This is a genomic window from Alteromonas macleodii ATCC 27126, assembly GCF_000172635.2.
GTDB lineage: Bacteria > Pseudomonadota > Gammaproteobacteria > Enterobacterales > Alteromonadaceae > Alteromonas > Alteromonas macleodii.
The window spans coordinates 4378620-4400198 of sequence record NC_018632.1 but is presented as its reverse complement, the minus strand read 5'-3'; the positions used below and the strand labels follow the sequence as shown (position 1 = coordinate 4400198).

At 46.3% G+C, this 21579-nt stretch carries 15 protein-coding genes; 9 read left to right on the top strand and 6 right to left on the bottom strand.

Features of this window, described 5'->3' with window-relative positions; genetic code table 11:
- Nucleotides 1-48 precede the first annotated feature (48 nt).
- Both MASE_RS18725 and groL read left to right on the top strand, forming a co-directional pair.
- The gene (locus MASE_RS18725; RefSeq protein WP_012520088.1) at nucleotides 49-339 is read left to right on the top strand and encodes a co-chaperone GroES; all 291 of its coding nucleotides are present in this window, start codon (nucleotides 49-51) and stop codon (nucleotides 337-339) included.
- Nucleotides 340-379: 40 nt separating this feature from the next.
- Nucleotides 380-2017 carry a chaperonin GroEL gene (gene groL / locus MASE_RS18720; RefSeq protein ID WP_014951270.1) on the top strand — a complete coding sequence of 546 codons (1638 nt, stop codon included), beginning with the start codon at nucleotides 380-382 and terminating at the stop codon, nucleotides 2015-2017.
- 82 nt (nucleotides 2018-2099) lie between these two features.
- Here groL and MASE_RS18715 read toward each other — a convergent pair whose 3' ends face one another.
- The 4 genes from MASE_RS18715 to MASE_RS18700 all read right to left on the bottom strand — a co-directional run bounded on the left by MASE_RS18715 (nucleotide 2100) and on the right by MASE_RS18700 (nucleotide 13482).
- Nucleotides 2100-8237 (bottom strand): pectinesterase family protein, encoded by a 6138-nt coding sequence (locus MASE_RS18715; RefSeq protein ID WP_014951269.1) that lies wholly within the window; start codon nucleotides 8235-8237, stop codon nucleotides 2100-2102.
- A gap of 98 nt (nucleotides 8238-8335) precedes the next feature.
- Nucleotides 8336-11269, bottom strand: coding sequence for a TonB-dependent receptor (locus MASE_RS18710; protein ID WP_014951268.1), 2934 nt, complete (start codon nucleotides 11267-11269; stop codon nucleotides 8336-8338).
- A gap of 147 nt (nucleotides 11270-11416) precedes the next feature.
- Entirely contained in the window at nucleotides 11417-12739 is a 1323-nt protein-coding gene (locus tag MASE_RS18705) for a pectate lyase family protein (RefSeq protein WP_014951267.1), read from the bottom strand.
- Nucleotides 12739-13482: an IclR family transcriptional regulator gene (locus MASE_RS18700; protein WP_232362786.1), complete on the bottom strand. Its 744-nt coding sequence runs from the start codon at nucleotides 13480-13482 to the stop codon at nucleotides 12739-12741. The genes MASE_RS18705 and MASE_RS18700 overlap by 1 nt, the downstream gene beginning before the upstream one ends.
- 516 nt (nucleotides 13483-13998) lie before the next feature.
- Here MASE_RS18700 and MASE_RS18695 point away from each other — a divergent pair.
- The 6 genes from MASE_RS18695 to cyoE all read left to right on the top strand — a co-directional run bounded on the left by MASE_RS18695 (nucleotide 13999) and on the right by cyoE (nucleotide 19568).
- Nucleotides 13999-14406 carry a hypothetical protein gene (locus tag MASE_RS18695; RefSeq protein ID WP_014951265.1) on the top strand — a complete coding sequence of 136 codons (408 nt, stop codon included), beginning with the start codon at nucleotides 13999-14001 and terminating at the stop codon, nucleotides 14404-14406.
- Between the two features lie 150 nt (nucleotides 14407-14556).
- Complete coding sequence (gene cyoA, locus MASE_RS18690; RefSeq protein ID WP_014951264.1) at nucleotides 14557-15498, top strand: ubiquinol oxidase subunit II; 942 nt, start codon at nucleotides 14557-14559, stop codon at nucleotides 15496-15498.
- A gap of 2 nt (nucleotides 15499-15500) precedes the next feature.
- Complete coding sequence (cyoB, locus tag MASE_RS18685) at nucleotides 15501-17489, top strand: cytochrome o ubiquinol oxidase subunit I (RefSeq protein ID WP_014951263.1); 1989 nt, start codon at nucleotides 15501-15503, stop codon at nucleotides 17487-17489.
- The gene (cyoC, locus tag MASE_RS18680) at nucleotides 17486-18103 is read left to right on the top strand and encodes a cytochrome o ubiquinol oxidase subunit III (protein ID WP_014951262.1); all 618 of its coding nucleotides are present in this window, start codon (nucleotides 17486-17488) and stop codon (nucleotides 18101-18103) included. The genes cyoB and cyoC overlap by 4 nt, the downstream gene beginning before the upstream one ends.
- The gene (gene cyoD, locus MASE_RS18675; RefSeq protein WP_012520077.1) at nucleotides 18103-18474 is read left to right on the top strand and encodes a cytochrome o ubiquinol oxidase subunit IV; all 372 of its coding nucleotides are present in this window, start codon (nucleotides 18103-18105) and stop codon (nucleotides 18472-18474) included. The genes cyoC and cyoD overlap by 1 nt, the downstream gene beginning before the upstream one ends.
- 197 nt (nucleotides 18475-18671) lie before the next feature.
- Nucleotides 18672-19568 (top strand): heme o synthase, encoded by an 897-nt coding sequence (gene cyoE / locus MASE_RS18670; protein ID WP_014951261.1) that lies wholly within the window; start codon nucleotides 18672-18674, stop codon nucleotides 19566-19568.
- A 128-nt stretch (nucleotides 19569-19696) separates the two neighbouring features.
- On the opposite strand, the gene MASE_RS18665 is transcribed toward cyoE, so the two are convergent.
- Nucleotides 19697-20209, bottom strand: a complete 513-nt coding sequence (locus tag MASE_RS18665; protein WP_071960224.1) for a YgjV family protein — start codon at nucleotides 20207-20209, stop codon at nucleotides 19697-19699.
- A 186-nt stretch (nucleotides 20210-20395) separates the two neighbouring features.
- On the opposite strand from MASE_RS18665, the gene ppiC reads away from it, so the two are divergent.
- Nucleotides 20396-20677, top strand: coding sequence for a peptidylprolyl isomerase PpiC (ppiC, locus tag MASE_RS18660; RefSeq protein WP_012520075.1), 282 nt, complete (start codon nucleotides 20396-20398; stop codon nucleotides 20675-20677).
- A 92-nt stretch (nucleotides 20678-20769) separates the two neighbouring features.
- Here the strand turns inward: ppiC and MASE_RS18655 are convergent, their stop codons facing one another.
- Entirely contained in the window at nucleotides 20770-21516 is a 747-nt protein-coding gene (locus MASE_RS18655; protein WP_014951259.1) for a hypothetical protein, read from the bottom strand.
- Nucleotides 21517-21579 lie beyond the last annotated feature (63 nt).

Sequence of the window (21579 nt, the reverse complement as noted above, 5' to 3'; positions counted from 1 at the left end):
TTGGTAATCACATAAACTTGAATAGTGGAATTTTCAGGAGACTTGAAAATGGCAATTCGTCCTTTACACGACCGCGTAATCCTTAAGCGCGCAGAGCAAGAAAGCAAATCTGCAGGCGGTATCGTTCTGACTGGTTCTGCAGCAGAAAAATCTACACGCGGCGAAGTAATCGCAGTAGGTAACGGTCGCATTCTTGAGAACGGCGAAGTTAAAGCGCTAGACGTTAAAGTAGGCGACACCGTTATTTTCAACGACGGTTACGGCGTTAAAACAGAAAAGCTGGATGGTGAAGAAGTACTAATCCTAAGCGAAAGCGACATTCTAGCGATTGTTGAGTAATTACAACTAACGTTGAAACGAATTTTAGAGGAATTTAATCATGGCAGCTAAAGAAGTACGTTTTGGTGATGACGCTCGCAGCAAAATGCTGAAAGGCGTAAACACACTAGCTAACGCAGTTAAAGTAACACTAGGTCCAAAAGGCCGTAACGTTGTTCTAGACAAGTCTTTCGGTGCACCTACTATCACTAAAGATGGTGTGTCTGTAGCGAAAGAAATCGAGCTTGAAGACAAGTTCGAGAACATGGGCGCGCAGATGGTAAAAGAAGTTGCGTCTAAAGCGAACGACGAAGCAGGTGATGGTACAACTACTGCTACTGTACTTGCGCAAGCAATTGTTACTGAAGGTCTTAAGAGCGTTGCAGCGGGTATGAATCCAATGGATCTTAAGCGCGGTATCGACAAAGCAGTTGCAGCGGCAGTTGAAGAGCTTAAAGCTCTGTCTACTGACTGTGCAGACAGCAAGTCTATCGCTCAAGTAGGTACTATCTCTGCAAACTCTGATTCAGAAGTTGGCGACATCATTGCTCAAGCGATGGAAAAAGTAGGTAAAGAAGGTGTTATCACTGTAGAAGAAGGTCAGGCACTTCAAAACGAACTAGACGTTGTTGAAGGTATGCAGTTCGACCGCGGTTACCTATCTCCATACTTCATCAACAACCAAGAAAACGGTACTGTTGAACTAGACAACCCGTTCATCCTATTGGTTGACAAGAAGATTTCTAACATCCGCGAACTACTTCCTACCCTTGAAGGCGTAGCGAAAGCGGGTAAGCCGCTAATGATCATCGCTGAAGATGTTGAAGGCGAAGCGCTTGCTACACTAGTAGTTAACAACATGCGCGGTATTGTTAAAGTTGCAGCGGTTAAAGCACCAGGTTTCGGTGACCGTCGTAAAGCAATGCTTCAAGACATCGCTATCCTAACTGGTGGTACAGTAATCTCTGAAGAGATTGGTCTAGACCTTGAAAAAGTGCAGCTTGAAGACCTAGGTACTGCTAAGCGCGTAGTTATCAACAAAGACAACACAACTGTTGTTGACGGTAACGGCGATCAAGAAGCGATTGAAGGCCGTTGTGCTCAAATCAAAGGCCAAATTGAAGACTCTACGTCAGACTACGACAAAGAGAAGCTTCAAGAGCGTCTAGCTAAGCTTTCTGGCGGTGTTGCAGTAATTAAAGTTGGTGCAGCAACTGAAGTTGAAATGAAAGAGAAGAAAGACCGCGTAGAAGATGCACTACACGCAACTCGCGCAGCGGTTGAAGAAGGTGTGGTACCTGGTGGTGGTGTAGCACTAGTTCGCGCAGCAGCTAAACTTGCTGACCTTACTGGCGACAACGACGACCAAACCGTAGGTATTAAGCTTGCACTACGTGCAATGGAAGCGCCTCTACGTCAAATCTCTATCAACTCAGGTGCAGAAGCATCTGTAGTAGTTAACGAAGTGAAGAATGGCGAAGGTAACTACGGTTACAACGCAGGTAACGACACTTACGGCGATATGCTAGAGATGGGTATCCTTGACCCAACTAAAGTAACGCGCTCTGCACTACAGTTCGCATCTTCAATTGCTTCACTAATGATCACAACTGAAGCAATGGTAGCTGAACTACCTAAAGAAGACGCGCCTGCAATGCCTGATATGGGCGGCATGGGCGGAATGGGCGGCATGATGTAATCATCCCCCAAGCTTAACGCTTAAAAGAAAGGCGCTGCTCATAGAGCAGCGCCTTTTTTGTTTGTGCTAACTCTTTTGGGAGTTAGTTTAACGGAGGAATGTCATCGGCATTCTGGTTGATCTTACCTACGCCCGAGTAGTTGATAACTCGCTGCTTAACCACGTCGGCATCATCTAGTACGTAGTCGTACGGCACTTCGTAGCTGGATGTAGGCGTTGCATCAGGTCCTGCTACAACGTCACCATCAGCTGGCGTTGTCCAGGTTACGCCTTCGCCAAACAGGTTGCCTGACGTGTTCCAATATCCAATAACGTCTGAGTAGAAAGAAACAATTGGGTTTTGCGTGTACTCAAACACATTGTTTTCTACCTGTAGCTCTGCACCAATTCTTGAATTGATTGCCGTAGAGGATATCTGATTGTAATAGTTGTTATACAAGTGACCGTGACCGTAGCGGAATAACGGTAAACGTGACTCGATATTCTCAAAGCGGTTGTGGTGGAAGGTAATTAAACGCTCGGTATTATCACTGTCTACATCATTCTCAGTGTGGCCGTGTAACGAGGCTTTCCAATGATCATGAAGGTAGTTGTAAGAGATAGTGATGTTTTTCGCGCCGCGTTTACTATCTACTAACCCGTCGTAGAAATCCTTGTCCACAGACAATGTGCTGTAAAGCTCATTGTGGTCAATCCAAATGTTGCTGGTGGTAGAGCCGTCGTTATCACCTTCAATAGAGATAGCGTCTTTTCCATCAGTAAGCACGTGGTGGATTTTCAGGTTTTGAATAATCACGTTATTTGCGCGTCGAATTAAGATGCCAATACCGTCGAATTCGCCCCTGTCTGCAACCCCGATAATTGACACATCGTTCATGTCTTTTATTTCAATCGGTGAGCCCGTACCGCCATTGTTTGCGTCGGTAATGGTGCCATCTACATAAACCGTTACTGGGGTGTTGCTGTTCGCTGCGCTATCTAACGCCGCCTGCAGATCAGCACCGTTATCTACGGTGACTACCGTACCGCCAGCACCGCCGGTTAATGCATAGTTGTATTGTGCAAAACCGTACGCATCAAGCGTTGGAGCAGGTGCTACATTCGGTAAGTTAGGCTCGCTTGGCACCCAGCCTTCGCCGTTATTAAAGTGAGAGAATATTGCCGTTCTGCTGGTAAGTTCAGTCACTTCGCTGTCGGCAAGAATGTGGGCAAACTGACGGCTTGAAAGATCAAGCGGGTTACCCTGCATATCCATGCTGCCGTATTCACGCCATCCAGCTGCTGCGGTTGCAGGGCTAGGGTTTGGTGCAGGTTGGTCGCGTACTCCTTCGCCCGCCCAGCCGATAGTGGCAATGTGGGTGTCGAAACGGTTATTAATAAGCGTAATATTGTCGAAGTAGCTCGCGCTGCCGCCACTTCTTGCAATATACGTAGAGTCGTCGAGTACACCGTTACCAATAGGGCCTGGGCCATTGGTGAAGCTGCTGTTTAAGAAGATAAACCCTTTATAAGAAATATCAGGTACGCGAGCTTGTAGAATGTAGCCGCCCGCTGTGTCTTCGTCAGGGTTACCATTTTTAGAGTCGCCAATGGTGCGAATTTCGCTGTTTTCAAACAGTGCGGTATTTACGTAACCCCAAATGAAATCAACGTTGCCGGCAATCAATGAGTTGTAGAACCAACTAAAGCCTTTTAACAGCAGCGTATCTTGTTCACTCACAAAGTTCATATCAACGGCAGTTAGACGACCTGAATCACTGTTAAAGTAAATCGTCTCAGCTTGGTTAGAGTAGTCGTTGCTTCTGATGTGTGAGTTTTTCAAAGTGAAGTTCGTTAGCGTCAGGTTATCTACGCCTTCCACTAAAAACACGCTTCTTCCGCCAGATGGCGTGCCCGCCGCAGGTGCTTCGCTCTTGCCGCTACCGCTGTTAAAGCTCTCAAAGTTATCGTAGTACACCACGGTATTGTCTCGGCTCTCGCCTTGAAGCGTGACATTGTTGTTACCGCGAAGGAACAGCATTTCCTGATACTCGCCGTCACGAATCGTAATGCGAGATGGCGTATCGCTACTTACGTTTTGCATCACGTAATTAAGCGCACCTTGCACCGTGCGGAAATCCGCTTCGCCGTCATCATCTACGGTAACATTCGCGCCAGAAGGTGCAGCGGCTCTTGTTGCAAAGCGCCAGTTCGCACTCTTGCCAATACCACTAAAGCTTTCACCATTTAGCGTTGCGCCGGTTACCGCACCATCGCTAATGGCTACGTAATACGACTGACCATATTGAAGGGCATTTGTATGAGGCTTAATCACTAATTTGTTGCCTACAACTGATGCTGGGCGGTAAGCCACTTTGCGCTGTCTGTCTTGGCCTTCAAAGCCAATAAAGTCTTCATCAGCTGCAATATTGATAACGTCTACCAGGGTGTCGTCTGTCGCATTGTAAATGCGCACTTCACCGCTACTTCCTAAGGTGGGTTCGCTGTCGAAGGTTAACGAGAGTAGGGTATCGGGATACGCATTGTTATTGCCCGAATAAGGTGTGGTATCCGGGAATAAGTCGCCATAGGTGGCGGTAGGCATTGTGAAGCCTTCGCCAACATTAACGGCAATGTGTTTGCTTAACGTAGGGTCAGAGCCAGAAGTAAAAGTTACCATTGCGCTACCGGCAGCGCGAGGGGTAATGGTAACTTGTGGACCTTGCTGCTCTACGCTGACCACACTCGCATCACTGCTGGTTACGGTAAACGTGTCTTCAGTTATACCGTCGTTTTGTACTGCGGTAACGTAAACGAATAACGGATCGCTACTGGTGGTGGTCTCCCACTCTGTTTCTTTGAAATCCAGAGTAAGTTGAACTGGTTTAACAGCGGGGTCACCTACTTTTAAATCGTCCAGCTCGAACGAACGGTTATTAGTGAAGAGGCCAATCAGTCCCGCTGCGCTATAGGTCGTATCTTCTGCTGTACCCATGTTCTCGCCGTCTAAATAAACGGTGAGTTTCTCGTTTTCCATTTCAAAACGTACGCGATACCACGAGCCGTCTGTACCGTCTTTTTCACCCAGTACAATAGGTGACTTAGCTTGGACAGGTCGAGAAATACTGCCTTCGGTACTTACCGCTACTTCCACTTGTGTACTGCTCGATGAGTTTTGTACATTCAAACCTCCGCCGTACCAGTTTCCAGCGCTATCATAACGACCTAGAAGGAAGATCTGTTTGTTTCGCGTGGTGCTGTTTTGTCTTGGACGAATGCGCGCTTCAACAAAGTAATTTCCATTTTCTGGAAGGTTGCTTAGCGCCGACTCTTTAACCAAGAAAATTTCGCCACCTTCACCGCCAGCGGTGTAGCGCATCACTTTGTTGCCGTCATCTTCTACAACATCAAACGTGCCTTGTGGGCCGTTTGAGCCTGCGTCGTCTGAAATAAGCGTGAAGTTATCTAAAGAGCCCGATGCAAAGTCGTCACAGAAGTAAAGCTGTGGTTCATTTTCACAGCTAAACTTGCTGTCATCTGGCGCTTCACCCACATACGATATAACAAAGTTATCGATAACCACTTTGCCGCCACTTTCAGTACGAAGCTGCAGGAACGAGGTGGGTGTACCAATAAATCCATCGATAGTTAGGCGTTGTCCTGGCACAAGGTTATTAACCAGCTCGCTGTAGAATTTAGAGTCGCCACCATGTATCGATTTGCTGCTACTGCTGGTGTTGTTATCTACATATATCTGGAAGTTGTTGTCGCCTTCACTGTCTTCAACGGCAATGATATCCATACTAATGGTATATTCACGGCTTAAATCTAATATACCTGTGGTTACAGTGTCATCAGCGGTTGTGTCTGTATCAGGGGTACTGTTGCCCATGGTAAAGCGTGCACTGTCGATGGCTAGTTGGCCTTCGGAAATCACTAAACCTGAGCCGCCGCCCGTTACGCTATAAAACGGTGTCGCACCACCATCGGTCGACTTGTATTCAGGGCTGAAGAAGGTGTCAGCGTCTGTTTCAAACGTCTCCTCTAACAGGGTGTTTTCATCAATATATTCAATGCGAATATTGTCGATGACCACAATAGAGCCACTTTCCGTTCTAAATTGAAGGTACGAGTTAGGCGTTGCTATCTGTCCTTCTACTGTCATGGTGGTTCCCGGTACTAAATCGAGCACAGGCTCATTAAAGAAACGAGAATCTGAACCTAGGTGTGAGTTGGCGCTGCCAGAAGTATTGTTATCCACGTAAATCTGGAATTTGTTGTCGCCTTCGGAATCTTCAGCAGAAATGACATCAAAGATAACATTGTAAGGACGGCTCAAATCCAGTGCACCGGTTGATGATGTATCGTCAGACGAGCTTTGGGTATCAGGTTCAGTATTACCAAGGGTAAAGCGTCCGCCGTCAAGCTGAATACCAGTGTCAATTTGCGTTACCGAGCCACCGGTAATGGTAAACATGGCGACTTGCTCACCCGCTGCATTTTCAATCGCGGCAAAGTTTGTCGAGAAAATATCCTCGCTTTCGCCTGCAAAGGTATAGGAAAGCGGCAGCGGTACACTTGGAATAACTTCGGGCTCTTCAGGTTCGGTAGGCTCAGGCTCAACCGGAGGCACTGGGTCAACTGCGTCAGCTATCGTTTCAATTTTTAAGTTATCGATAGTGATAGTGGCACTCGAATCTGTGCGCAATTGGAAGAAACTATTAGTTACCGAGCTATCGAGAATTTTCGCGTCAGGTGCGCTAGGATCGCCGCCACCAATATCGTCACCCGGTTCATAGGTATAGGTAAAGCGTGTGCCGGGTACCATCGTACCGTCTGCTAAACCTATGCTCACGAACTTAGAAGCAGCACCGTGTACAGAGTTATCTTGACCTGTGGTGTTGTTATCTACATAAAGGCTGAACGTACCGCCGCCATTGTGAGAAATAACGTCGAAGCTAATGGTAAAACCTTCGCTAAGGTTATAAATACCCATGCCTACCGTGTCTGATGCTGACGTATTGGCACCTGGGTTGGCTGCAGCATTACCTATACTGAATCGATCGCCTTCAAGGGTAAGTTGACCTGTGGTGGCGTCGACTAGTGGGCTGCCACCTGTTACATAATAAAGCGCGCCAGCATCTGGCTCTTCACTTAAGCGCTTGTACGACGATGAGAAAAACGTATCGGTGTCGGTATCGAAGTTTTCTTCAAGCGCCGCCTGGATAGAATTCGCTGCTTCCTCTAGCTTTGCCAGTTCAACATATGCTTGTTCCTGGGTAAAAGCAAACAGGTAGTTTTGCGGGTCTTCGTTGGCAAGACAGCTTTCAACATGCAGCACTAACGGCATAGACTGAGCGTTATCTGGAGATATCACGCACAGGCTGTATACCTCATTAACCGTGTTGAAAGCACGGGAAATAAGATACTCAGTTTGCTCACTGTAACTAAGGGCTATGACTTTTCGTCCAAAAGAGAATTCATAGCTACCTGTTGTGCTTTCCTCACCGTGCACTCTTACAAAAGTACCTGACAAGTTCGCTTCGTCGTCTGGCGTAAAGGTGTAAGTGGCTTGAGATACACTTCTGCCTTCCAGTGTTGGTGCGTAAATGTCGCCTGTGAAGCGGGTTACATCAAAGGTGTTAGGGAACAGCGTACCTAATTCGGCTTCAAGGTAATTTACGAAATGGCTGATAGCCTGTGCTTTATCCACAAGCGTAGCACTGGCTCCGCCAGCGGAACCCAGCCACACCTCTACATCGGCTGCAAAATCTGCATCAGATTGATTAAAGAAGTCTTCAATGGTTTGCCCTTCGTCTAGCGTAGCTACCGCCACATCGCCAGCACTGGCGCTTAGCGATATACCGTTACTTGGGTCGCCATCGGTATCGAGGGATTGTAAAAGTCGAAGCGTGTTTACGACCGACTGGTTAAAAGGGTTGTCAGTTGCGAACAGGTCAAGAGGAGAAATAACGCTTGATGCCGGTGTTTCTGGAAACGTCAGCTGGCCAATGCTGAAAGCGAGCTGCTCGCCTCTGAAGTAAGAGTACTCACCCTGCGCATTGGTAGTGCCGTTTTCCACAGAAGCAGAGGAATAATTGATTCCTTCAACGGGGCTATCAACAAATACGCCAGTCAGTGCTGGGTCGGGGGGGAGGGTTACATTGGTAGAGCTTTTCTCGCCACAGGCGGCAACGAGAATAACGCCGCCCATAAGGGCAGCAATTTTCGTGAGTTTCATGGTACTCAATCTCCATATTTTACTGGGCGTACTACCGCACTACATGTCCGCTCCAGCTTTATTATGTGGAAAAGGCCGGGTTTCCCCGGCGCAGACAATTAGTAGAACTTAATGTTTACACCCAGCTGGTAGCTGCGGCCGTATTCTTCTTTTTGGTACAGAATGTTGCCGCCGCTTAACGCGTTACCTTGGAAGTAGCGAAGGTCAGACTCCTCGGTAAGGTTGATGGCGTCAAAGTACAATTGTGCGTACTCGGTAATGTCGTACTGAAGTTTAAAGTCTAAGCTTTTAACCGAATCTTGATATTGGTCGCCCCAAATCTTGCAGCCTTTCGGGTCGTTAAGATCGGCAGTAATTGGGCAAGAGCCAATTTGTTCAAGAACTTCAGAACGCACGTTACCAATTAAGCGAGCTGAGAACGTTTCGCTCTCCCAACCAAATACAAGATTAAAGGTGGTATCAGCTTGGTCGGGCAGTGCCACTTTGCCTTGACGAATACTGCTATCCAGCGTGGCTTCACTATCGAGGATGGTGGCATTACTTTGAATGAATAGACCATTTTCAAAGTACTGGTTGTAGCTAAGCTCTAATCCGATAACCGAGGCTTTGTTGCCGTTAACGGTAATGTTTATCTCGTTAAGATATAAATCTTGCGGAATAACAAACTCAGTCACCTGGTTTACCGGAAGCGTTAGCGGCAGGTCATTAAGCGCCATGCCAATTCCGTTTACATCTACGATAAAGTTGTCGATGTCTTTATAGAAAACTGCCGCTTCCATAAAGAGGTTTTCGCTTGGATACCAGCCAATTGACGCATCGTAGTTAATAGATGTCATTGCAACGAGGTTAGGGTTACCCACATCTAGTGCATTATCAGAACCCAACACATACTGGCTTAACTGTTGAAGCGATGCGCCACCTTGACTGTCATCACAATCGTCAGAACCCGGAGGACAAAGCTCAATATCGCTGTCAAACACAGCAAATGCACGGGCTTGTTTAAACGACGGGCGAGTAAAACTCGTCCATGCTGCGGCACGCACTAAGAAGTTTTCACTCGGTTCCCATTTAATGTGTGCACTAGGGAAAAACTCACTGTATTTAATAGACGCTTCTGGAAGAGGGATAGCAATATCCAATGCACCAGCGCCTGCGCCATTAAACTCAAAGTCATCGTTTTCTAAAGACAAAAAGCCGGTAGAAGAGAACTCGGTTTGTGTCCAGCGAACGCCGGTTGTTAGTGTGGCATCTGCGCCTAATGGCAACTCTGCCATTGCGTATACAGCCTGCGTATCTTCGGTAATGCTGTAGTCGCCCTTAGTGCTTTCGATTGACACTTCGCCATTTGTGGCAGGCTCAACCGTTTGACGAGTGGCATCAACAATTTGGTCGACAACTGCGCGGCTTTCAAACGGCAGCTGGAATGCGCTATTTGAAGGTATTTGGGTGTCATAGTCGGCAAGGGTAGAATTCACTGCGACAATACATGCATCGTCGCTACAGTCGCCGGCAGAAGGGTCGAAACTCCACCGATCCTTGTCACGCACGTGATCGCGCTCGCTCACCTGCACACCAAATTTAATGGTGTTTAACCAGTCATTAAAAATGTCGGTTCGCAAGTTAAGGTTCACTGTCTTAATTTCATCAATTCGCGTTCCGCCTTCTAAAAACAGGTTATCGAATTGATAATTTGAAAGGTCAGAACCATCGCCACTACCCGACGTTCCAAAAATACTGTTTTCCGGGTCGTAGGTTAGACCTGCGATTTCAGCAGCTTCCTGTGGGCTTAAAATGCGGGCGTTAATGTTGTCGCGACCGCCTTGACCATAAACAATCAGGTCTCGTTCACGGAATTGAACGCGGCGGTCACCAGTGGAGTCTTCTTCAGAGCGAGATTGAGCGTATTCGTAGTCAAACACGAAGCGTTCAGCAATACGGTTTTCGCCCCCTAAGCTGAACGTTATGGTTTTGTTCTTACTTTCTTGTAGGAAATGCTGGTGGAATACGTCTATATCGCTAAGAATAAACTCTTTCGTAGCGCCGTTTACGTATACAATTTCATCGTTTCCAACAGAGCCTGCATCTTGAAAATCGTAAAATTCTCGCTGTGCGCGATCATCATCTTCAAACTGAGTGAACGTGCCTTTGGCATAATAGTAGGCGTCTGCAGAGGGCTTGTATTCGAGGTTTAGTGCTGCTGCTTGACGAGTTCTTCCTGCAATTTCGCGACGAACTTCTAACTGAGAAGGCGCAAGAATTTCGTCACCCTGGGCAATTTCTTCTTCTGTTTTACCCAAGTCGGCGGTGTAAAACTTCATTTCGTTGGTGCTGTGGTGGCGCGTTTCGTCTATCTGGGTTTTGCGGTCTTCGTGAGAGATAGCAAAGCCAATACCAAAGGTGTTGTCGAGGAAAAACTGGGTGCCGTCTAAGCTAAATTTCGGAGAGTGCTTTTCGCGCGCTTCTGAATATGCGTCTTGAACACGCATTTTTAATGTGTTTTTGCCGCGATCGAAAGCTGAAATTGCTTTAACGTTGACTGTACCGCCAATGGAATTTAGGTTTTGGTCTGGGGTGAGTGTTTTTAAAACCTCAATAGTGCCTAGCAAATCTGCTGGAAGGGCGTCCAAGCCTACTTTCCGTTCTTCGCCTGCACCAGACATTTGTGCGCCGTTCATATTTATCGACACGAAGCCGGGTCCTAAGCCCCGTACGGTGACAAACTTACCTTCGCCTTCAGAGCGCTGTAGAGTAACACCCGGCAGTCGTCGAAGGGACTCCGCCACGTTCTGATCAACAAAATTGCCTAAATCATCGGTAGAAATGACAGAGCTAAAGCCGCTTTTCATGCGTTCTAAGTCACGCGCTTTAAGGTCTGCCTGTTTAACACCCTTTACTTCAACTACTTCAATTTCGCTAGGGGTCTCATTTGTTTCAGTTTGCTCGGTATTTTCCTGAGCGGGTGCAGTTTGCGCCATGCTGGAAAACGCCGTGGACACGGCTAGAGCGAGGGCTGTCCATTGAAACACTTTCATGTTTTGAACTCCTAAATTCCAAAATCGACATAGCTGTAGTATTTGTATTTTGCTATGCCACCGGTGGCAGTATTAATCTTGCCAGATAGGAATGCACTAATATTTAACGTTTATTTCACAAATTATTAATATATGAATATTTAGTGATCACAGTGTTGGGATTCCTGCGAGTACCCGCCACGAGTTTTCTTCATGAAAAGTAAGAGAGGGCGCGGGGTTGGCAGTAAAGTAGCTGCTGTAAATTGACCAGTCAACCACATCTAATTCACTATCAATTATCCCATTTTGGCTTGTGTACTGATTGCTTTGTATTTGCTTAAGTATGCGCGAGTCTACAGGGTCTAGATCTTTACCTGTGCGGGTGAGATTAGCACCTACGTCTTGGTTTTCAATCAAGCTTGTCCATGTTTGCTGCGCAGTAAGTTGCGCATCGCCTAATTTATCTATTTCATTCTGATGAAAAGGCGACGTTGAAAGAGAACGAGTGATTACGTCTTTTTCTTTCTTTGAACCGGTTTTGGCGCTCTTAATATCTATGCCTTTACTGTTGTCCTCAGACATGTCGCTATAGCCCTTCATCACGTTTTCAGCAACATACAGTCGAGTGAGAGATTCCTTATCGTCCCATAATTGGAAAAACCATAGCTTTTTCGTAGCGGGGCCTGGGGCATAAATATTCCCAACCAGATTTGCGGTGCCGTTTTCGCCGCCATAAGCTGAGTTTTTTTGCCAGTTGGCAATAACGTTATTTTTGATATCAACGAATTCTTGCTGCTGTGGGTAAGGCGGGTTCAGTCGCCATCCGTTAATGCGTGGGTTTCTACTGGTATGATTGGCCAATATATTGCGCAAAAAGCTAGCATTACTGCCACCCCAAATGCCGCCATAGCCATGGTTACCTTTGTGATGACCCGCGTTGTTTAAACTCTCTGATAGTATGCTGTATTGCAGTGTAAAGCGTTGGTTATTGTAGAAAGAGCCTACCTCGTCTTTTGACCAACTTAGCGAACAATGATCGATAATGACATCAGTGGTATTTCTAACGGTTACTGCATCGCCTTCTTCACTGTCTTTCCCCGGCCTAAAGCGCATGTGTCGAATAATGACCTGATTAGCTTCAACGCTTGTTGATGCGCCAGAAATTACAATTCCGTGGGGAGATGTCTGTCCTGCAATAGTGACGTTGCCATGTTTTATTTCTAACTCCTTTTCTAGCACGATCACGCCAGACACATTAAAGACAATCAGTCTGGGATAGTCTTGCGCAATAGCCCATCGCAATGTTCCCTCTTGTGGGCTTTTGGCATTATCAGACAAAGAGCTAACAACTAACACTTTTCCTTGGTTTCCACCTTGTGTGTATTTTCCGAACCCCAGCGCGCCTTCAAACGCCAATGATTGTGCGTGACAGTTAGACAAAGCGAGAAACGCGACGAAAGCGACAATCAGTTGAATTGGAATATGTTTCATTACTGCATGTCCTGCTCGTAAGGGTGGGCACCGGTGGTTGGTTGGCGGGCGATGTCTTTGAGTTTAGCGCTCCATGCTTGGAGTACCTTAACGTCGTGGATCATACCTTCTAACTCTATTGCTAAAATTGATACAAGCTCTCCATCTCGCATGAAGACTGGCACGGCAACAAGCGTTACGTTGCGCGGTGCGAAGTGGCTGACGGCATAGCCTCTGGTACAAGTTGTTGCTCGTAATTTCGCGGCTTGTTGTTCATCAAAGTTTGCGGGGTGTGTGCTGTCGTTCATGTTTTGATACTTGGGATGGTAGGCCAACATGACATGACCCGCAGCAGATTCAAATAAGGGCAGTTTTGTCCCTGGCCTTATTGTTGTTATTTGCTTTTCTCTGGCATCTAAAACGTCAATAACAAACGCGCAGTAGTCGCCTAATGTACAGATAATTGCGCTAGCGTTGGTTGTAGCTATAAGTTTCGAAAGCGCAGGTGCAGTGATTCTCTGAACGTATCTGCTGCGCGAGTTAGCGGCGCTAATTTCGTAAATGCGTGTGCCATAGAAGTATTTTGTACCACGCTTTTCGACTACCCGTTCGCTGGTTAATGTTCTCAGTAACCTAAATACTGATGTGCGGGGAAGTTTAAGCGCTGACTCAATTTCAGAGGCACTTAACCCCGAGCGAGACTCGGCGATGGCTTGACATAGCTGCAGCGCCTGCATAACACTGGGAATAACATACCTTTCCATCTTTTTGCGGTCCCGAAATCAAGATAATACTGCTCGATATTAACACGAATTAAACAAAATGCTACCGGTGGCATTTTAAATCATTGATTATTTTTAAATCAATTACATTGAGAAAAGAGAGAATACTGTCGTGCAACTCATCGCATCTATAAGAAGGTTAACGCTTTATCAACCGCGTCCGGTAAGCGGTTTAATTTTGTATATTTAAAACAAAAAATTAACATGTGTAGGTCCTGCCGAGGAGCAAGTTGAAGACTCAGCGAGCGAAAAAGTGAATGAATGCGTGACATCTATGCTAAGGGCGACGATAAATCTGTGGAAGTAGAGTCTTACCTTTTGAATGTTAATAAAATAGTCATTTGTGTCTGGTGCTTTAATTACTAGGTCTTTTTAGCCCGTCGATAGGTGGCTTGTACTTGTCCTTATTTGAGATTACTCTGCCACGCCTGCTTTCTCATTCTCATTTGAAGCAGCGTTAAACTTAGAGCATTGTTCTTGTAAGGCATTACATTCTATATGGCACCACGTTCTTTCGTTTTTTTAGACGAACTGAATTCTTCGATTAGACCCGCAATAAACTACACCAGTGGTGTAGGCGCTATGCTGTGGTTGGCTAATCTGGTGTTACTGCTGAACATTGCGCTAGTTATCAGTGGTACCTTGGCTGACTCGGCAGAATTTGTCAGTGCGTTTAATGAAAGTTTGGTTGTAGAGCCTTTTTTCATTGCACTGGCCAATCACACGCTTTCGCAATTTATTGTTCCCACTATTGCATTAGTATTAGTTGGTCTCTTGGTAAAAGCCACGGCTATAGCAAAGGCGCAAATAACAAAACAGCGCCGACCTATTCCTTACCTTTGCCCTACATTCCCCCAGCCTTTTGTTCAGACGGTTGGCAGTAGAGCGCCCCCACTTTTTAGTTAAACGTCTCCGATTTAATTATTTAACGCCGAAAGCGTTGCGCAGTATGTGTGACAAAGCTTTACCGGTGTGTTTTTCGATGCTGTAACGCTGCCATTCTCTATTAAGCGGCCCAGTCATCGCCGTTTAACTTGTGGGTTATAGGAACTTGTTTTGTCTATTCGTAACCTTTTTACTTTAATTGTTGCTGGTGCAGGGCTGACGTTGGCCGGTTGCAGCGGTGGCGTGCTTGACCCTAAAGGGCAAGTGGGTATGGATGAAAAGAATCTGATTATTCTTTGCACTATCCTCATGCTGATTGTTGTTGTTCCCGTTATTTTTCTTACGCTTTACTTTGCGTGGAAGTATCGCGCTAGCCGCGATTTCGAAATTTATACCCCTAAATGGGCACATTCGACCAAAATAGAAGCGGTGGTGTGGTCCATTCCAATTCTCATTGTCGTGTCGTTGAGTGTGATCACCTGGCGCTCTACTCACGCACTCGACCCTTATGCACCGCTAGAAGGTCAAGGAGAGCATCTTACTGTTGAAGTAGTCTCGCTTAACTGGAAGTGGCTGTTTATTTACCCTGAACAAGGTATCGCAACGGTCAATGAATTGGTGTTTCCAGCCAATAAACCCGTTGCGTTTAAGATTACTTCTGAAAGCACCATGAATTCGTTTTTTATTCCTCAGCTAGGAAGCCAGATTTATTCCATGGCGGGAATGGAAACCAAGCTTCATCTTATTGCCGACGAGCCAGGTACGTACAAAGGCATTTCTTCAAATTACAGCGGTGCGGGATTCACTGGAATGAAGTTTAACGCTATTGCCACACCTACCGAGGATGACTTCGAGGCGTGGGTTGCCAGCGTTAAGCAGTCGCAAACATCGTTAACGTCAGGTGCCTACGAGCAGCTTGCTGAGCCAAGCGAAAACAATCCGGTGACCTATTTCAGCAAAGTCGATGACGGTTTATTTCATAACATTGTTATGAAATACATGAAAGATCACGGCTCTATGGATTTCTACAACAAGCCGGAAAATGCCGCCATGGGCGAACATCACGCCATGCCTGAAATGCAACACAGCCATCACCAAGAGGATGCACAATAACCATGTCTTTATTAGGTAAATTATCTATTGAGGCCGTGCCCTATCACGAGCCGATTATTATGGTGACACTTGCTGTTGTGGCAGTGGTGGGTGTGGTCATAGCCATGCTTATCACCAAGCACAAACAGTGGGGAACCCTATGGTTTAATTGGATAACGTCTGTCGACCACAAACGTCTTGGTATTATGTATATTGTGTTGGCTATGATCATGCTGCTGCGTGGCTTCGCCGACGCTATTATGATGCGTACTCAGCTTGCAATGGCAACCAATGGTGCGCCCGGGTATCTACCGCCAGAGCACTACGACCAAATCTTCACAGCCCATGGCGTTATCATGATTATCTTCATGGCGATGCCGTTTATGATTGGGTTGATGAATATCATTTTGCCACTACAAATTGGTGCTCGCGATGTGGCGTTTCCATTTTTAAATAACTTAAGTTTTTGGCTGACCGCAGGTGGCGCAATTCTAGTAAATGTGTCTTTGGGGTTAGGTGAATTCGCAAAAACAGGGTGGGTTGCTTATCCGCCGCTAGCCGGGTTGGAGTTTAGTCCCGGGGTTGGCGTCGACTATTACATATGGGCCCTGCAGATATCCGGGCTCGGTACGCTGCTAACCGCCGTAAACTTCTTAGTTACCGTGTTTAAAATGCGTGCGCCCGGCATGAAGTTAATGCAAATGCCTATTTTCGCATGGACCTGTACGTGGGCAAACATTCTGATTGCCGCGTCGTTCCCAATTCTGACTGCTGTGCTAGCCATGCTGACCCTAGACCGCTACATGGACTTCCACTTCTTCACGAATGAAGCCGGCGGTAACTCTATGATGTATATCAACCTGTTCTGGGCGTGGGGACACCCTGAGGTTTATATTCTAGTACTGCCTGCATTTGGTATTTTTTCAGAAGTTATATCTACGTTTACCGCTAAGCGCCTGTTTGGCTACAAGTCGATGGTGTATGCGTCGGGTGCCATTGCCATTCTTGGTTTTATTGTTTGGCTGCACCACTTCTTTACCATGGGGTCGAGCGCCAATGTGAATGCCTTCTTCGGCATTATGACCATGGTTATTGCCGTACCCACGGGCGTGAAACTGTTTAACTGGCTATTCACCATGTATCGCGGTCGGTTAATATTGAGTGTGCCTGTACTGTGGACGTTAGGCTTTATGGTGACCTTCACCATTGGCGGCATGACAGGGGTGTTACTTGCTATTCCAGGTGCTGACTACGTACTTCATAATAGCTTGTTCTTAATTGCGCACTTTCACAACACCATTATTGGTGGTGCGGTATTTGGCTATCTGGCTGGCTTTGCTTTTTGGTTCCCGAAAGCCATGGGCTTTAAGCTTGACGAAAAAACCGGAAAAGCAGCCTTTTGGTGCTGGCAAATTGGTTTCCTTTTGGCGTTCATGCCCCTATATGTGCTTGGCTTTTTGGGTATGACACGCCGCTTAAATCACACCGACAATCCTGACTGGAATATCTGGTTATACATTGCTGCATTTGGTGCGTTTGTAATAGCAATTGGTATTTTCTTCCAGCTACTTCAGCTGTTTGTAAGCTTCAAAAACAAAGAGAAGCTTAACGATACAACGGGCGATCCGTGGAATGGTCACACGCTAGAGTGGTCAACGGCGTCACCGCCTCAATTTTACAATTTTGCCAAGATTCCTCACATCAAAGACATTGATGCATGGACGGATATGAAGGAGCGCGGCGAGTCGTATCAACGCCCTGAAAAATACACACCTATTCATATGCCAAAAAATACTTCAGCCGGAGTTTTCATGAGCATGAGCTTTACCCTAATGGGCTTTGCGCTTATCTGGCATATTTGGTGGCTTGCTGTTGTCGGTTTAGTGGCAGGAATAGGAGTATTTATTAAGCGTTGCTATACCTCGGATGTTGATTACTACGTGCAGGTAGATGAGGTTGAACGAGTTGAAGCTACGCACTTAAGTGCCAATACAGTGGGAGGTCGCTCATGAGTACTATTGCAACATCAAGCGCCGCATCAATGCCGCATGAACACGCACACGAAGAACATCATGAAAACAACACCGTGTTTGGTTTCTGGTTGTATTTAATGACCGACTGTTTGTTGTTTGCTTCTTTCTTTGCCACCTATGCCGTGCTGTTTATGAATACAGCGGGCGGTGTGTCTGGCAAAGATATTTTCGAGCTCAACTTTGTTGCAGTTGAAACAGCCGCTCTGCTTTTAAGCAGCATTGCCTTTGGCTTTGCCATGATATGTGCTCACCGACAAAACAAGTCAGGCGCCCTTGCTTGGCTGGCAGTGACATGGGCGCTGGGTGCGTGTTTTATTGGTATGGAAGTGTACGAATTCCACCACCTTATTGAGCATGGCAACGGGCCGCAGCAAAGTGCGTTTCTAACGGCGTTTTTCTCGTTAGTGGGACTGCACGGACTGCACGTTACAGCGGGCCTTATTTGGATGACGATTATGTTTATTGAAGTAACCCGCCGAGATCTAGGTGAGCAAACCGTTACCCGACTTAGTTGCTTAAGTCTGTTTTGGCACTTCCTCGATATTGTATGGATATGTGTATTTACCGTAGTGTATTTAATGGGGGCAATGTAATGGCGTTACACGATGCAAAATTAGCTTCAAATACGGACGGTCACGCTTCATCGACCCACAATAGTGATGACGCACATGGCGATGTGAAGTCTTATATTATTGGCTTCATTCTATCTGTGGTACTTACCGCTATTCCGTTCACCCTAGTGATGAATGGCGACCTATCCAAAGTTACTACGATTTGGAGCGTGGTAACTTTGGGCTTGGTTCAAATTTGGGTGCACCTTAAATACTTTTTGCACCTTAACTTTGTTACTGAAGAAGGCAGAGCCAATACGTTTTCATTCTTATTCAGTGCGCTTATTATTTTCATGGTGGTTGGGTTATCCGTTTGGATCATCTACGAATCAAACGCCATGATGATGTATTAGCAAATCTCTGTATATGCGTGGTCTAGCCTGACGATCATGTCAGGCTTTTCAATGTGATTAATTCATCGCGGTAAGTACGTTAAGCCCTCATGTTTCGCCCTTCTATTGGTGCAACCTTTTTTGGGGGCAACATTGGGGCTTCTCAGTACACCTTGATACGTGTCTAAATGGGCGCGTTCTAAATTTGGATTTTACCCATGACCTCTACTTATAAACGTTACCTCTCAGTTACCAAGCCCGGCATTATTATGGGCAATGCTATTTCGGTAACGGGCGGTTTCTTGCTCGCGTCCCGTGGCGATATAGATTATTGGCTATTGCTCGCAACGCTCATCGGTTTATCGCTGGTGGTGGCTTCAGGCTGTGTCATTAATAACTGCATTGACCGAGATATCGACGGCAAAATGCAGCGCACGGCTAGCCGGGTTACGGTAACAGGCGAGTTGCCATTATTTACTGCGATGTTGCATGGTGCTGTGCTAGGCATTTCGGGGTTCGGCTTGTTAGCAGCTTACACCAACCTTACCTCGGTATTTTTTGCCGCTTTTGGCTACGTCATTTATGTGGGTGTTTATAGCCTGTATATGAAGCGAAATTCGGTATATGGCACCTTCGTTGGCAGTTTGTCGGGGGCCGTTCCGCCCGTAGTCGGTTATTGCGCCGCGAGCGGTCAGTTTGATATGGCTGCGGCTATTCTGCTGGGTATGTTCAGCATTTGGCAAATGCCCCATTCTTATGCCATCGCTATCTTTAGATATAACGACTACAAGGCGGCTGGCATTCCAGTATTGCCTGTATCGCAAGGTATTGCGAAAGCAAAACGCCATATCGTCCTTCATATTGCGTTATTTGCTTTAGTTGTAATGCTGCTTCCACTTAGCGGTTATACGGGGATTGGCTTTTTAACAGTAGCTTTCGCAACAAGCCTTTGGTGGCTGTTGATGGCGCTGCGCGGATACAGACCCGACATCAACGTAGAAGGCTGGGCAAAACGTGTTTTTGGTTTCTCCATTGTGAATATAACGCTGTTATCCGTCGCTATGTCACTGGACTATCATACGTCAGTAACGAGTCTGTTTGCGCTCTCGTTCTAATTGACGTGTTTCGACTCACTCCACGAGGTTGGCTTGAAAGCTTCCAATGCAGTGTGCGTATAGCAACGCATTCACTTTGGACAATCAAGACGTGTGGATTGGGAGCATAGTCTGGCATAAATTAGCAATCAGGCCTGACCGAGTGCTTTTTGCCCTCTGTACAAGCGAATAATGGTGAAGCTATTAACTGCCAGTAGCGTAGCTTCAAGCAAGGTGCCGCCAATAGAACCGACAATAATATTGTTGGTTAGCCAACATATAGCGCCGCACAAAAACGCTAAACGCATGCGTATTCCCGACAAACAAAACAAGGCATAAGTGCCTATACACGTGCCCAAAATAGGGAATAAATCGTACCAAACCTCGGCCAAATACAGCCCGGCTGCTAGCGATATCAATATAAACAGGTAGGCGACACTTCGGGAGCGAGTTTTAATTGAAATGCCTGTTCTGACCACTGAAAGCAAGGCACTTAAGCATGCAGTAACGGCACCAAGTAGCGCAAAATGCAAGGCGTGATTTAAATTCATCACCACCATCATTATTCGCAGGTGCTGATCATCACGCTGATAAAAGCACAAAATGCCAAGCGCAAAACTCAACATTCCTATCGCTTGGGCCAAGTCGAATTCTGGTAACAAAAGGGAAGGCTCGTCAATGATTGATAAAGGTTAACGATACGCAGTTTTTAAACAGCAGAGTAGCCTTTACATCGCTTTTTTAACCCAACACATCACATTGACTAATGGCAGGCGGGTTGTTCACTAGGGTATACTTAGCGTGCACGATATTATTCTTAAACCCCCGAGACAAATTAGGTCCTTTCCATGGCAACGGCATCCGCACTTCACATTTTGGTTAAAACAGAGAAAGAAGCGCTTTCTATTTTAGAGCAGCTTAAAAAGGGTAAGGATTTTGCGACGTTAGCAAAGCGTCATTCCAAATGCCCGTCGGGCAAGCGTGGCGGCGATCTTGGTGAATTTCGTAGAGGCCAAATGGTAAAAGCCTTCGACGATGTGGTATTTAAAAAAGACGTGCTCAAAGTACACGGGCCGGTGAAGACCCGTTTCGGCTACCACCTTATTAAAACGCTCTATCGTAGTAATTAAAACCAGAGCCTTTTAAAACCAAAGCCGCTAAAGCCGAAGCAAGCCCGATCCATTCAACAAGCGTTTAAAGTATGTCCTAGCTAATTACCTTGTTAATTGCCCGGCTCCCACTTTTCACCGCATACTGAATTTTTGGTAAATATGGCGTACGGGCTGTTGGTGTCGTGCAGTGAATTGCGTAGCGCTGCGCCGTGATCTACCGTAATAAAAGCTGTGTCAGAGGCCTTACCTTGTTCATCCAGCATAAAGTAGTCGCTGGAGTAGCTTGTTAACATCATGCGATTGTCGTAACCCATATCGCTTAAGCGAACCCGGGTAATGGCTTTAAATTTAGCGTCGGGGTTAGAAAGGCCTACGATTTTCTTAAAAAAGTAGCCTTTATCAGACTGCAGCTGGGAAAAACCATTTAACGTGTTTATCAGGGTTTTTAAATCTATTGCTTCGCGCTGCAGCATGAAGTCGTGCTGGATGGCATTGCCATCTTTTCTAAGGCTGTCTTTCGACGGTGCTTTACCAGCAGTATAGGCCTGCTCTGCTTCCATTGAAGAAAGGTGCGCTTGCCCTTCCTCTGTATAGTGAATCAGTGCGCTCGTATTCATGTTTACGTAGTAGTCGCTGATCCCCGCAGGTACCACTTCAAATAGCATAACATCTGGGGTTACGGCGCCTCGCTCTTCGGGCGTTTGAGGGCCTTTAGCCACGCACTTGTCAGAAATGAAATAGTAATATTGGCCAGCTTCAATGGCGAAAGCTGTATTAGATAGCACCGCGCAGGTGGCCAGAAATAGTAGCCTGGAAGTGAAATTTTTAATTGCCGTTACAGCACTGCCTATTTGCATATCAAAGACGCCTTATTGTTTGATGCATTTATCTATCATACCAATGCATGCTGACTGGTATAA

Coding starts and splice junctions, on each gene's coding strand:
- MASE_RS18725 (WP_012520088.1), top strand. CDS start 49: ATGGCAATTCGTCCTTTACACGACCGCGTAATCCTTAAGCGCGCAGAG.
- groL (WP_014951270.1), top strand. CDS start 380: ATGGCAGCTAAAGAAGTACGTTTTGGTGATGACGCTCGCAGCAAAATG.
- MASE_RS18715 (WP_014951269.1), bottom strand. CDS start 8,237: ATGAAACTCACGAAAATTGCTGCCCTTATGGGCGGCGTTATTCTCGTT.
- MASE_RS18710 (WP_014951268.1), bottom strand. CDS start 11,269: ATGAAAGTGTTTCAATGGACAGCCCTCGCTCTAGCCGTGTCCACGGCG.
- MASE_RS18705 (WP_014951267.1), bottom strand. CDS start 12,739: ATGAAACATATTCCAATTCAACTGATTGTCGCTTTCGTCGCGTTTCTC.
- MASE_RS18700 (WP_232362786.1), bottom strand. CDS start 13,482: ATGGAAAGGTATGTTATTCCCAGTGTTATGCAGGCGCTGCAGCTATGT.
- MASE_RS18695 (WP_014951265.1), top strand. CDS start 13,999: ATGGCACCACGTTCTTTCGTTTTTTTAGACGAACTGAATTCTTCGATT.
- cyoB (WP_014951263.1), top strand. CDS start 15,501: ATGTCTTTATTAGGTAAATTATCTATTGAGGCCGTGCCCTATCACGAG.
- cyoC (WP_014951262.1), top strand. CDS start 17,486: ATGAGTACTATTGCAACATCAAGCGCCGCATCAATGCCGCATGAACAC.
- cyoD (WP_012520077.1), top strand. CDS start 18,103: ATGGCGTTACACGATGCAAAATTAGCTTCAAATACGGACGGTCACGCT.
- cyoE (WP_014951261.1), top strand. CDS start 18,672: ATGACCTCTACTTATAAACGTTACCTCTCAGTTACCAAGCCCGGCATT.
- ppiC (WP_012520075.1), top strand. CDS start 20,396: ATGGCAACGGCATCCGCACTTCACATTTTGGTTAAAACAGAGAAAGAA.
- MASE_RS18655 (WP_014951259.1), bottom strand. CDS start 21,516: ATGCAAATAGGCAGTGCTGTAACGGCAATTAAAAATTTCACTTCCAGG.